The organism is Sphingobium fuliginis (assembly GCF_015074805.1).
GTDB classification, from domain to species: Bacteria; Pseudomonadota; Alphaproteobacteria; order Sphingomonadales; family Sphingomonadaceae; genus Sphingobium; species Sphingobium fuliginis.
On sequence record NZ_CP060035.1, the window covers coordinates 2,722,304 to 2,734,145 of the forward strand.

The 11,842-nt window shown below is 65.7% G+C and carries 13 protein-coding genes; 9 read left to right on the forward strand and 4 right to left on the reverse strand.

All coding sequences use genetic code 11. From position 1 onward, the window contains the following. Nucleotides 1-99 precede the first annotated feature (99 nt). Complete coding sequence (locus H5V43_RS13165) at nucleotides 100-1,035, forward strand: ribose-phosphate pyrophosphokinase (protein WP_025548240.1); 936 nt, start codon at nucleotides 100-102, stop codon at nucleotides 1,033-1,035. 93 nt (nucleotides 1,036-1,128) lie between these two features. Here H5V43_RS13165 and H5V43_RS13170 read toward each other — a convergent pair whose 3' ends face one another. After that, nucleotides 1,129-1,365 (reverse strand): hypothetical protein, encoded by a 237-nt coding sequence (locus H5V43_RS13170; protein ID WP_025548238.1) that lies wholly within the window; start codon nucleotides 1,363-1,365, stop codon nucleotides 1,129-1,131. A gap of 54 nt (nucleotides 1,366-1,419) precedes the next feature. Beyond that, complete coding sequence (locus H5V43_RS13175; protein ID WP_025548236.1) at nucleotides 1,420-1,848, reverse strand: VOC family protein; 429 nt, start codon at nucleotides 1,846-1,848, stop codon at nucleotides 1,420-1,422. A gap of 127 nt (nucleotides 1,849-1,975) precedes the next feature. On the opposite strand from H5V43_RS13175, the gene hisN reads away from it, so the two are divergent. Next, nucleotides 1,976-2,761, forward strand: coding sequence for a histidinol-phosphatase (gene hisN, locus H5V43_RS13180; RefSeq protein WP_025548235.1), 786 nt, complete (start codon nucleotides 1,976-1,978; stop codon nucleotides 2,759-2,761). 116 nt (nucleotides 2,762-2,877) lie between these two features. Here the strand turns inward: hisN and H5V43_RS13185 are convergent, their stop codons facing one another. After that, nucleotides 2,878-5,073, reverse strand: a complete 2,196-nt coding sequence (locus tag H5V43_RS13185; RefSeq protein ID WP_193666680.1) for an AsmA family protein — start codon at nucleotides 5,071-5,073, stop codon at nucleotides 2,878-2,880. A 158-nt stretch (nucleotides 5,074-5,231) separates the two neighbouring features. Here H5V43_RS13185 and rpmI point away from each other — a divergent pair, with 158 nt between their 5' ends. The 7 genes from rpmI to H5V43_RS13220 all read left to right on the forward strand — a co-directional run bounded on the left by rpmI (nucleotide 5,232) and on the right by H5V43_RS13220 (nucleotide 11,285). Continuing rightward, on the forward strand, nucleotides 5,232-5,435 hold the full coding sequence (rpmI, locus tag H5V43_RS13190) for a 50S ribosomal protein L35 (RefSeq protein WP_007689506.1): 204 nt from the start codon (nucleotides 5,232-5,234) through the stop codon (nucleotides 5,433-5,435). Nucleotides 5,436-5,449: 14 nt separating this feature from the next. Beyond that, on the forward strand, nucleotides 5,450-5,812 hold the full coding sequence (rplT, locus tag H5V43_RS13195; protein ID WP_022682430.1) for a 50S ribosomal protein L20: 363 nt from the start codon (nucleotides 5,450-5,452) through the stop codon (nucleotides 5,810-5,812). A 200-nt stretch (nucleotides 5,813-6,012) separates the two neighbouring features. Continuing rightward, nucleotides 6,013-6,633 (forward strand): LysE family translocator, encoded by a 621-nt coding sequence (locus H5V43_RS13200; RefSeq protein ID WP_025548232.1) that lies wholly within the window; start codon nucleotides 6,013-6,015, stop codon nucleotides 6,631-6,633. A gap of 60 nt (nucleotides 6,634-6,693) precedes the next feature. After that, nucleotides 6,694-7,041, forward strand: coding sequence for a GIY-YIG nuclease family protein (locus H5V43_RS13205; RefSeq protein ID WP_007689499.1), 348 nt, complete (start codon nucleotides 6,694-6,696; stop codon nucleotides 7,039-7,041). Nucleotides 7,042-7,063: 22 nt separating this feature from the next. Next, nucleotides 7,064-8,167 carry a phenylalanine--tRNA ligase subunit alpha gene (gene pheS / locus H5V43_RS13210; RefSeq protein WP_025548230.1) on the forward strand — a complete coding sequence of 368 codons (1,104 nt, stop codon included), beginning with the start codon at nucleotides 7,064-7,066 and terminating at the stop codon, nucleotides 8,165-8,167. Further along, the gene (gene pheT, locus H5V43_RS13215; protein WP_193666681.1) at nucleotides 8,164-10,578 is read left to right on the forward strand and encodes a phenylalanine--tRNA ligase subunit beta; all 2,415 of its coding nucleotides are present in this window, start codon (nucleotides 8,164-8,166) and stop codon (nucleotides 10,576-10,578) included. Before pheS ends, pheT begins: the two co-directional genes overlap by 4 nt. Further along, nucleotides 10,575-11,285: a DUF4386 domain-containing protein gene (locus tag H5V43_RS13220; protein WP_025548228.1), complete on the forward strand. Its 711-nt coding sequence runs from the start codon at nucleotides 10,575-10,577 to the stop codon at nucleotides 11,283-11,285. Before pheT ends, H5V43_RS13220 begins: the two co-directional genes overlap by 4 nt. On the opposite strand, the gene H5V43_RS13225 is transcribed toward H5V43_RS13220, so the two are convergent. After that, entirely contained in the window at nucleotides 11,233-11,757 is a 525-nt protein-coding gene (locus H5V43_RS13225) for a hypothetical protein (RefSeq protein WP_025548227.1), read from the reverse strand. The two genes, H5V43_RS13220 and H5V43_RS13225, sit on opposite strands and share 53 nt — an antisense overlap. Nucleotides 11,758-11,842: the final 85 nt, after the last annotated feature.

Below are 11,842 nucleotides of genomic sequence, written 5' to 3' on the forward strand. Positions count from 1 at the left end.
CGCAAAAGCGCCTTTTCAGGAGGGGCCTCCGCCGCTAAAGGGGCCGCGTTCCGACAGCGTCACCAATTTGTCACGCCATTTAGTTCTAGGGGTTTGGCCATGAAGCTCATGACCGGCAATTCCAACAAGCCGCTCGCGGCCGCCATCGCCGACTATATCGAGATTCCCCTGACCGACGCGAGCGTCCGCCGCTTCGCCGACGAAGAGGTTTTCGTGGAAATTCACGAGAATGTCCGCGGCGAGGACGTGTTCGTGATCCAGTCGACCAGCTATCCGACGAACGACAATCTGATGGAGCTGCTGATCATGATCGACGCGCTGAAGCGCGCGTCGGCCAAGCGAATCACGGCGGTGGTCCCCTATTTCGGCTATGCCCGGCAGGATCGGAAGCCCGGCCCCCGCACGCCGATCTCGGCCAAGCTGGTCGCCAATCTCATCACCACCGCAGGCGCCAACCGCGTACTGTCGGTGGACCTGCACGCCGGGCAGATCCAGGGCTTCTTCGACATTCCGACCGACAATCTGTTCGGCGCGCCGGTCATGTCGGCCGACATCCAGGCGCGCTTCGGCGACCGCAACCTGATGGTCGTGTCGCCGGACGTGGGCGGCGTGGTGCGCGCCCGCGCCCTTGCCAAGCGGCTGGACAACGCCCCCCTCGCCATCGTCGACAAGCGGCGCGAGCGCGCAGGCGAATCGGAGGTCATGAACATCATCGGCGACGTGAAGGGCCGCTTCTGCGTGCTGATCGACGACATCGTCGATTCGGCGGGCACGCTCTGCAACGCCGCAGCCGCGCTCAAGGCGGCGGGGGCTGAGGAGGTGGCCGCCTATGTCAGCCATGGCGTGCTGTCGGGCGGCGCGGTGGCGCGGGTCGAGGCGTCGGAACTCAAGGAACTGGTCATCACCGACTCGATCCAGGGTACGGATGCGGTCTGCGGCGCGAAGAGCATCCGCCATCTGCCGATCGCTCCCCTGTTGGGCGAGGCGATCAAGCGCATCGCGGACGAAAGCTCCGTTTCCAGCCTGTTCGACTGAGATCGCCGCCAGGAAGCCGAAAAAAGGCTGCCGATGATCCCATCGGCAGCCTTTTTCATGTCCGTTCGGCAAAGTCGCGCGGCGCGACTTTGCTCAGTTGCGCGGAAACAGCAGCAGCGGCAGGCTGCACACCAGCGCCATCGCCAGGAAGATGCGCTGGCTGAGTGAAATGCCGAGCGGCTTGTCGCGCCACAACCAGGGGCAGGTCAGCAGGGCCAGCATGAACAGGATGTTCGCCAATGCGGGCGAACCGTCGGCCGGCAGATCCTGCCACAGCGCCAGCCCTCCGAACAGGGCCATGAAACTTACAATCCAGCCGACCAGCGCCACCAGCAACTCCTTCGAGACATATCGAAGGATAGGACGGCGCGAACCGCCGGAAGTTTAGGCGGAATGCGCCCAGGGGTCGTAAGTGCCGAAGCTCCAGACATTGCCCTCTGGATCGAGCGCTTCATAGCCGCGACCGGGATAGCCGTCATTGTCGTGCGGCTCGCTGACCACGACGGCGCCTTCATTCCGTGCGTGAAGGCAGTGGGCGTCGGCGTCGGGCACGACCACATAGATGCAGGTGGTGACGCCGCCCAGTTCCCTGGGCGTGCTCCAGCTATAGAGCGATTCCATCGCTCCGTCGCGGACGCTGCCCAGCATGACCATGCCCTCCCCCAGCACCAGCTGGGCATGATGGACGATGTGCGGGTCGTCCACATCTTCGTAGCTGGCCTGCACTTCGAAACCAAAAGCCCGGCAGAGAAACCGGATGGCGGCGGGCGCATCGGCATAGCGCAGGCCGGGGATGACGGGGGAACCGGGCATCACATCCCTCCTTCAGGGAATCGGAGAGGCCCAGCCTATCCTTTAACTTCGCCCGTCGCGACAGTCCTTTGCATTTTCACGGCGGTCGACCGTTCCGCCGGGCGGGAAAATGCTCTAGGCCCATGGCATGACGACCCGCGACGATCTGGCCCTTGCCAACCGCCTTGCCGACGCCGCCCGCGCGGCGATCCGCCCCTTTTTCCGCGCGCGCTACGACATGGAATTCAAATCCGACAAGTCCCCTGTGACGGAGGCGGACAGGGCTGCGGAAGCAGCGATCCGCGCGATCCTGGAGAAGGAACGACCGCAGGACGGCATCATCGGGGAGGAATATGGCGCGAGCCGCGAGGATGCGGAACGGGTATGGATCCTCGATCCCATCGACGGTACGCGCAGCTTCATCGCCGGGCGGCCGATCTTCGGCACGCTGATCGCGCTGACCCAGGCGGGTTGGCCGACCGTCGGGATCATCGACCAGCCCATTGCGGAGGAACGCTGGGCGGGAATGATGGGGCAGCCGACGACCTTCAACGGCAAGCCGGTGACCACCCGCGCCTGCCGCGCCCTGGACGAGGCGATCCTGGCCTCCACCGCGCCGCAGCTTTTCCCGGGCTGCAGCGGCGAGCATTTCTCACGCCTTGCGGGGCAGTGCCGCGACACCGTCTGGGGCGGGGACTGCTATAATTATGGGCTGGTCGCGTCGGGTCATGTCGACATCGTGGTCGAGGCGGGTCTCAAGCTGCACGATCTGGCGGCGCTGGTGCCGGTGGTGGAGGGCGCGGGCGGGCGGATGTGCGACTGGACCGGCGAGCCGCTCACGCATGACAGCGACGGTCAGGTGATAGCGCTGGGCGACGCCGCGCGGCTGGATGACGTGCTGGAGGCGTTGGCCGAGGGGCATGAGGGTCATTAGGGCGCTAATTATTTCAGGAGGGTGTATCACTCGTCCAGCTCGGACGGCGATCTGTTAGCTGGGAAATGAGCCTATCGCCGCTCAGCACCCCGCGATTGGTGCAGGGCGCCAGTGCATCAGAAGATGCCCAGGAATTTCTTCTTCTGGCTCTTATTTTCGCGGGCATTGCCCTTACCGGCTTCATCCTTGGCCGTGGTGCCGCGGCCGACATCGTCGCGGGGCTTGCCGCCCTTGGTGCGCTGGGCGGCGGCCGTCGCGCCGGCAAGGACCGGACCGCAGGCAGCGCTCTTCGCATCCCCGACATCGACGAAGGCAAGTACCGAGGCAAGCGGCGTGGCGGCTATGCCGAGCGCCGCAGCCGCGCCGCCGCGCGCGACCAGTTCGGGGCTGATCACGTCGATGCCCGGCTTGGCGAAATATCCGGTGATGCCGACAGGCGACTGACCCGAGAACAGGCTGAACTTCTTGCCGTCGGCGCGGAAGGCGAGGTCCAGGCTTTCGTTGCGAAAGGAGAAGCCGCCCCTGCCCAGCATCACATTCTTGCGCGTGTCGATGATGATCGGATCGGCGGCGGCCACGCCGTTGCGCACGGTGAAGGCGATCAGGCCGCAATTGATCTCCACCGGGTCCTTCAGCTTCTTCTGGAACATCTTGGTGATGAAGGTGCCGATGTCGAGTTCCGCCAGTTGGACGTTGCGCGCCCACATGGAGCCCGCCGGCAGGATCACGGCGATGCGACCGTTGGACGTGCTGAGCGAATCGTGCAGCGTGTTGCCGAGGCCGGTCATCTGGACGCGCGCCTTGATCGTGCCGGTGGTGCCGGATTCCTCCACGCCCCAGCGGGAAAGCAGCTTGCCCATAGGCGTGGGCGACAGTCGGATGTCGTAGCTGGTGCGAACGGGTTCTGTCCGGGCATTGATGCTGATGTCGGAACTGACATGACCGCCCGACATGTCGAATGTCAGCGGCGACAGCCTGAGCAGGCTGCGGTCGAGCGAGAGCGTCAGGCCGATATTGGACACCGGCAGATTGTCGGCGCGGACCCGGCGGACGTCATAGCGGACGCGCGCATCGAAATTGCGCAGCGCCTCCACCCGCAGCGGCGCGTCGGGCAGGACGCGCGGCGTGCCGCCCACCGTCTGGATCGCGCCCGCCTTGCCCTGCCTCTCCAGCCGCTGGGGGTCATAGCCGATGAACGGGCCGACATCGACGATGTCGAGGCTTTGGGTGGCGAGGTCGGCCTTCAGCAGCAGGCGGTCGTCGGGCAGGGACACGGTCATGCGCCCCGCCAGATCGCTGTCGCCGAAACGGCCCTTGAGATGGGTGAACCGCCACTCCTCGCCAGCCTTGGTCAGCGCGGAGGTGAAGCGATAGGCGCGCGTTTCGGGAATGGCGACGCCCAGGAAATCGAACAGCCGCGCAAGATTGGGGCCATGGGTGAGCAGGCGCAGGTCCGCCCCCTCGATCTCCGTCGCGCCGGGAAGCGTGCCGCTGACCTCCAGCACGGTCGCGCCAGCCTCGGCCCGGAGGGCAAGCCTGTTCCGGCCGCCCGTCACCGTCTGGTTGGGCGAGAGCAGACCGCCGCGCAGCCTGAAGGGGCGGCCCCGCATCGTGCCCGTGCCGGAAAAGCGCACGTCGCTGGCAAAGCGGGTGTCCTGCGCCCTCACCGTCTCGAATCCGATGTCGGCGTCGAGCTGCATGCGGGGGTCGCGATAGCGCAGCGTCGTACCGGCCAGGAGGGCGCGGCGGATCAACGGCAGGTTGAGCGGCTCGCCCTTCCTGCCGGGATCACCGAAGGTCCATGTGTTGCTCCTGCCGTCGCGCGACCATTCCAGATCGGCGGCGGCATTGCGCAGTTCGAGCCAGCGGACCTTGTACTTGTCCCCGAAGAGAAGGCTGAGGGGCGCGATCCGGCTATCGATCAGATCGGCGCGGAAAAAGGCGGGCCGGCTGGCCCAGGGCGTATTGGCGACGGCGATATGCTCGGCGCGGAACTTGATCGTGATGGGGTCGAAATAGAGCTGGAAGTCGCCGCCGACGCGCACGGCGCGTTCAAGGCGGTTGCCGAGCATCCGTTCGAAGGGATGCTTGAGGAAGCGGCCCTTGGTGATGAAGAGCATGAGCCAGAGCGCGAAGAGAATGCCGACGATCCAGAGCAGGATGCGCACCGGCAGGGGGAGCCTTCGCCAGCCCTCTCTCGCGCGCTGGACATAATGGCCCGTGCCGCGGGGGCGCGGCATTTCGCTTGTCGGCCTATCCGGCCGATCGGGGCTTGCCGGCATGTCCGGCCGGAGGGGATCGGCGTCGGCCATGGCGGTTCAACGCCGATCCGCCTTTTTGGGTCCGAATCGCTTGCGTTCGGGGATGCTTCCGACTATGGGCCGCCCTTCGCGATATTTGGAAGGACCGCCCGGCTAACTAGGGCTGCCGTGGCTGTCCGTAATCGTCGCGCTTTGAAAAGGAGACGAAAATGCCCAAGCTCAAGACCAAGAGCGGTGTGAAGAAGCGCTTCAAGTTCACCGCTTCCGGCAAGGTCAAGCACGGCGTCGCTGGCAAGCGTCACCGCCTGATCAGCCACAATGCGAAATATATCCGCCAGAATCGCGGCACCTCGGTCATGTCCGACGCCGACGTGGCTCATGTGCGCCTCTGGGCGCCCTATGGCCTGAAGTAAGGGAGGGCTGACCAATGGCACGTGTCAAGCGTGGTACGACCACCAAGGCGAAGCATAAGAGGATATTGGATCAGGCGAAGGGCTATTATGGCCGTCGCAAGAACACGATCCGCATCGCCCGTCAGGCCGTCGAAAAGGCCGGCCAGTACGCCTATCGCGACCGCAAGGTCAAGAAGCGGACCTTCCGCGGCCTGTGGATCCAGCGCATCAACGCCGGTGTCCGCGCCGAGGGCCTGACCTATTCGCAGTTCATGCACGGCCTGAAGCTGGCCGGCGTGGATCTGGACCGCAAGGTCCTGGCCGACATTGCGATGCACGAAGGCGAGGCGTTTAGCGCCATCATCGCCCAGGCGAAGGCTGCGCTGCCCGCGGCCTGAGCTTAGAACGGTCGCAAGATCGTCCAAAGGGGCGCCGGGGCAGATGCCTTCGGCGCCCTTTTTGATTGGCGTGAACCCCCATCTCCGCTCACCCTGGGCGAAGTCGAAGGTTCTGCTGAGCCGCAGGCGAACGGTTTCGCCAGGCTCAAGCGCTGGCTTCGGCTTCGCTCAGCCCGAACGGTATTGAAGGAATATCCCTCATGTCGCTGCATGTCTGGTGGCTTTATGTCACGGCGGTTTTCCTGATCTCGGCCACGCCGGGACCGAACATGCTGCATGTGATGACGCAGAGCATTCATCATGGCCCGCGTCGCGCGCTTGCCACCATGGCGGGGCTGATGAGCGCGATCCTGCTGTGCCTGATCGCCTCCGCGCTCGGGCTGGGGGCGTTGCTGAAAGCCTCTCCGCGCCTGTTCGACGGGTTGCGCTATGCAGGTGTCGCCTATCTGATCTGGCTGGGCGTCAAGGCCTGGCGCGCGCCGGTGGGTGAAGCAGGCGAGGTGGGCGCCACGCGGGCGCGGTCGCTGCGGGCGCTCTATGGCACCGGGTTGCTCACCGGCCTCAGCAATCCTAAGCTCATCATCTTCGCGGCCGCGCTGTTTCCGCAGTTCATCGATACCGATCGGCCCTTTGCGGTGCAGCTGGGCATATTGGTGGCGAGCTTCGTCGCCATCGAGTTCGGCTGGCAGTGCGTCTATGCGCTGGGTGGCATGAAGCTCGCCCGCTGGCTGGCGCCCGCGAACCGGCAGCGGTTGTTCAACCGGGGAACGGGGTTGATGTTCATCGGCTTCGGCGGGGCGTTGCTGGGGGCGCGGGCGTAAGTCCCCGCTTTTCCACCTCGTCATTCCCGCGAAAGCGGGAACCCATCTCCCGAGGAATGCATGAAACGCGAAATCAGCCCAACGGTCTACATATTGGCGAGCCGCCGAAATGGGACGCTGTACACCGGCGTTACCTCCGACCTTGTAAAGCGTCTATACGAACATCGAAACGGCTTGATTGAAGGCTTCACGAGCGACTACGGCGTCAAGCGCCTTGTCTGGTTCGAAATGCATGACGCGATCGATGGCGCGATATTGCGGGAAAAGCGGATCAAGAAATGGAACAGGCAATGGAAGATCGAGCTGATCGAGGCTGGAAATCCCGAATGGGATGATCTGGCCCTGGCTTTCGGCTTTGAACCCCTCCGCGAGAGGGCAGGAGATGGGTTCCCGCTTTCGCGGGAATGACGGGAAAGTGGAACGACGTTCGATGACTGAGATTGCCAATCTGAAAGCCGGCCTGATCGCGGATATTGCCGCCGCCGACACGCTCGACGCGCTGGAGGCGCTGCGGGTCGGCGCCTTGGGCAAGAATGGCGTGGTGACGGGGTTGCTCAAGACGCTGGGCCCGATGAGTCCGGAGGAGCGGCTGGAGAAAGGCCCCCCGATCCAGGATTTGCGGGAGAGCGTGACGGCGGCGCTGGCGGAAAGGAAAGCGGCGCTGGAGCAGGCGGCGCTCGATGCGAAGCTCGCGGCCGAGAAGATCGACATGACCCTGCCCGCCGACACCGGTCCACAGGGGTCCGTGCATCCGGTCAGCCAGGTGATGGACGAACTGGCGGAGATTTTCGCCGATCTGGGCTTCTCCGTGGCGACGGGGCCGGAAATCGAGGACGACTGGCATAATTTCACCGCGCTCAACATTCCGGAGACGCATCCGGCGCGGGCGATGCACGACACTTTCTACTTCCCCGACACCACCGATGGGAATGGGGACGGGAAGAAGATGCTGCTGCGCACCCACACCTCCCCAGTGCAGATCCGGACCATGATGAACGGCGAACCGCCGATCCGCATCATCGCGCCGGGCCGCGTCTATCGGTCGGACAGCGACGCGACGCATACGCCGATGTTCCATCAGATCGAGGGGCTGGTGATCGACAAGGGCATCACGCTCGGTCATCTCAAATGGACGCTGGAGACTTTCCTGAAGGCCTTTTTCGAGCGCGACGACATCGTCCTGCGCCTGCGGCCCAGCTATTTCCCCTTCACCGAACCTTCGGTGGAGGTCGACGTCGGATATACGCTGGTGAACGGCCAGCGGGTGATCGGGGGCGACGGCGACGCGCCGGGTGGCGGCTGGCTGGAGGTGCTGGGCAGCGGCATGGTGAACCGGCGGGTGATCGAGGCCTGCGGGCTCGATCCGGATGAATGGCAGGGCTTTGCCTTCGGGACGGGCGTCGACCGGCTCGCCATGCTGAAATATGGGATGAACGACTTGCGCGCTTTCTTCGACGGCGATCTGCGCTGGCTGAAACATTATGGCTTTTCGGCGCTGGATGTGCCCACTTTGAGCGGGGGAGTGGGCGCATGAAGTTCACGCTGAGCTGGCTCAAGACGCATCTTAATAGCGATGCGGACCTGCCGACGATCCTCAAGGGGCTGACGAACATCGGTCTTGAGGTCGAGGGCGTGGAGAATCCGGCGGAGAAGCTGGGCGCCTTCCGCATTGCGAAGGTGCTGACGGCGGAGCGTCATCCGCAGGCGGACAAGCTGCAGGTGCTGACCGTGGATGCGGGCGACGGCCCGTTGCAGGTGGTCTGCGGCGCTCCCAATGCACGCGCCGGGCTGGTCGGCGTGTTCGGGACCGAGGGCGCGGTGGTGCCGGTCAACGGCATGGTGCTGAAAAAGACCGCCATTCGCGGCGTCGAATCCAACGGCATGATGTGCTCGTTCCGGGAGCTGGAACTGGGCGAGGATCATGACGGGATCATCGAACTCAGCGCCGATGCGCCGGTGGGACGGGTCTATGCGGAATGGGCGGGGCTGGACGATCCGGTCATCGACGTGTCGATCACGCCCAACCGGCAGGACTGCATGGGCGTGCGCGGCATCGCGCGCGACCTGGCGGCGGCGGGGCTGGGCACGCTGAACGCGCTGATCGTGCCGACGATCGAGGCGGCGGGGCCCGGGCCGGACGTGCGGATCGAGGATGCGGAGGGCTGCCCCGCCTTCTTCGCCCGGACGGTGCGCGGCGTGAAGAACGGCAGTTCGCCCGAATGGATGGCGAAGCAGTTGAAGGCCATCGGGCAGAAGCCGATCAGCACGCTGGTCGACATCACCAATTACATCATGATCGATCTGGGCCGGCCGCTGCACGTCTATGACATGGCGACGCTGAAGGGCGGGCTGGTGGCGCGGCGCGGCAGGCCGGGCGAGCAGGTGCTGGCGCTGAACGGCAAGACCTACACGGTCGATGAGAGCATGACCGTGATCGCCGACGACGAAGCGGTGCACGACATTGGCGGCATCATGGGCGGCGAGCATTCGGGCGCCACGGAAACCACGACCGACGTGCTGATCGAATGCGCCTATTTCACGCCGGAACGGATCGCGGTGACGGGGCAGAAGCTGGGGCTGACCAGCGACGCGCGCGGACGGTTCGAGCGTGGGGTGGACCCGGCCTTCCTGGACGACGGCCTGTCGATAGCGACCTATCTGGTGACGCATCTGTGCGGCGGCAGCGCCAGCGAGGCGACGCGCGCCGGCAGTCCGCCGCTGGCCGTGAAGACCGTGACCTACGATCCGGCGCAATGCCTGGCGCTTGCCGGCGTCGACGTCGCGGATTCGGAGCAGAAACGCATTCTTGAAAGCCTGGGATTCGAGGTGGAAGGCAATGACGCCACCTTCGAATATCAGGACGGCGTGCCGGTCACGACCCCTGCCACATGGACCGTGACGGTGCCGAGCTGGCGGCGTGATGTCGACGGCTGGCCCGACATCGTCGAGGAGGTGGTGCGCATCGTCGGGCTGGATCAGGTGCCCTCCACCCCCCTGCCCCGCGCCCCCGGCGTCGCCAAGCCGACCGCCACGCCGGAACAGGCCATCGAACGGCGCGTGCGCCGGACGGCGGCGGCGCGTGGGCTGGCCGAAGCGGTCAACTGGTCCTTCATTTCGGAGAAGGAGGCCGCCGCGGTCGGCGGCGGGGCATGGACCCTCGCCAACCCGATTTCGGAGGATCTGAAGGTCATGCGTCCTTCCCTGCTGCCCGGCCTGCTTTCGGCCACGCGGCGGAATGTGGACCGCGGCGCGGCTTCGGTGCGGTTGTTCGAGCTGGGCCGCCGCTATCTGGCGGACAAGGAGCGGCCGACCGTCGGCTTCGTGCTGGCGGGCGAGAAGGTGGCGCGGGGCTGGCAGACCGGGAAGGCGCAGCCCTTCTCCGCCTTCGACGCCAAGGGCGAGGCGATCGCGCTGCTCACCGCCGCGGGCGCGCCCGTCGCCAATCTCCAGAGCTTCGGCGAGGCGTCGGGCGCCTATCATCCGGGCCAGTCGGGCACGTTGCGGCTGGGGCCGAAAACGGTTCTGGCGGAGTTCGGCGTGCTGCATCCCAGCCTCGCCAGGCAGTTCGGGCTGACCGGCGCGGTGGTCGCGGGCGAGATCTTCCTCGACGCGATCCCCGCCCGACGGGCCAGCGGCTTCATGCGCCCGCCCTATGCGCCGCCGGCCTTGCAGGCGGTGAAACGCGATTTCGCGTTCCTCGTCGATGAGGCTGTCGAAGCCGACGCACTGGTCCGTGCGGTCAGGAACGCGGACAAGAAAGCGATCGTTGACGCGCGGCTGTTCGACGTCTTCGTCGGCCCCGGCGTGGATGAGGGCAAGAAGAGCCTTGCCGTCGAGATCACGCTGCAACCCGGCGACAAGAGCTTTTCCCAGGAAGAGCTGGACGCGATCAGCGCGGCCGTGGTGAAGGCGGCGGAAAAGCTGGGCGGCACTCTGCGGGGATGAGGCTGTTCGCCGGGATCGAGGGGAAAGCGCGGCTTGCCGGTCTCTTCCTTCTCGGCGGCATGGCGGCGCGCGGCGTGGGTGAGGCCATGATCCGCGCCGCTCTGGTCGTGCCCGGTTCCGGGCGGGAAACGGCGCGGAACATAAAGGACTTTCCCTGGGCCTATCGCGCGGCGGAGGCGACCGATCTGGCGATGGCCTGCGCCATGCTGGGGGCGACCGTACTGCTTTATGCGCTGTTCGCGCCGGGCGGGAGGCATGTTGCGCGGATGGCGGCTTTGCTTTCCGTCATCGGCATTGCGACGCTGGGGGCAGGCAGCCTTCTCTCCATCGCGCCGCTCATCCTGCTGGACGGGGCGCCGCATCCGGGCATCGGCATGGCGCAGACCTATTCGCTCGTGGAACTGACGCTGCTGCTGCGGGATCAGGTTCAGCACGTCGCACGCATCTTCCTGGGGCTGTATCTGCTGCTGATCGGTCTGCTGGCTTTCCGCTCGCGGCGGTTTCCCCGCGCATTGGGCGCGGCGCTGATGTTCGGCGGCTCGGTACAGGCGGTGGCGCGCCTGATGGCGCTGATCGCGCCGGACCTGGCCGACGCGACGGTGATTCAGGCGGACATCGTGGCGGTGCTGGCGGAGGCGGTCTTCGCGCTATGGCTTATTTTTTCGGCTCGTCGGCCTTTTCCTGCGCCGTCGGCGGCGGACTCATGATCTTGCAACCCTTGGCGTCGGCCAGGCCGCGCAAATAGCCGCGCCGGGCTATGCCGGCGGTGACCGCGGCTTCCAGACGACGCTCGGCAGGGGCGGCGCCGCTGATCTCCCGCACCAGGCCGCGAAAGGGGATGATCGAATTGACGATCGTCTTGCCGACCGCTTCGGCTATCTTGCCGGTGCGGTTCTCATTCGCCTTCTGCCCCACGGTGAAGTCGGGGCCAAGCACCGCGTTGAGTTCGTCGAGCGAGGTCTTGAGCGCCTTGCAGCTCCGCAAGGGCGGGCGCTTATAGGGGTCTTCGACCGCCTGCTGGAGCACATCGGGAATCTTGTCCTTGTCGATGCCGACATCCCGCGCGGGCTGGGTCGCGATGGTGCCCGCCTTCTTCAACGTGTCGTCCTTCTTCTCCTGTTCCTGCGCCAGAGCGCCCGTCGAACAGAGCAACAGCGCAGCCACGCCGATCCATTTCATCCGATTTCTCCCTGCTGCTTCTTCAACCCCTTGAGACTGGGCGTGGTTCCGCGCCGGCCTGGCCGCTCCGGACTCTTTCTTTTCC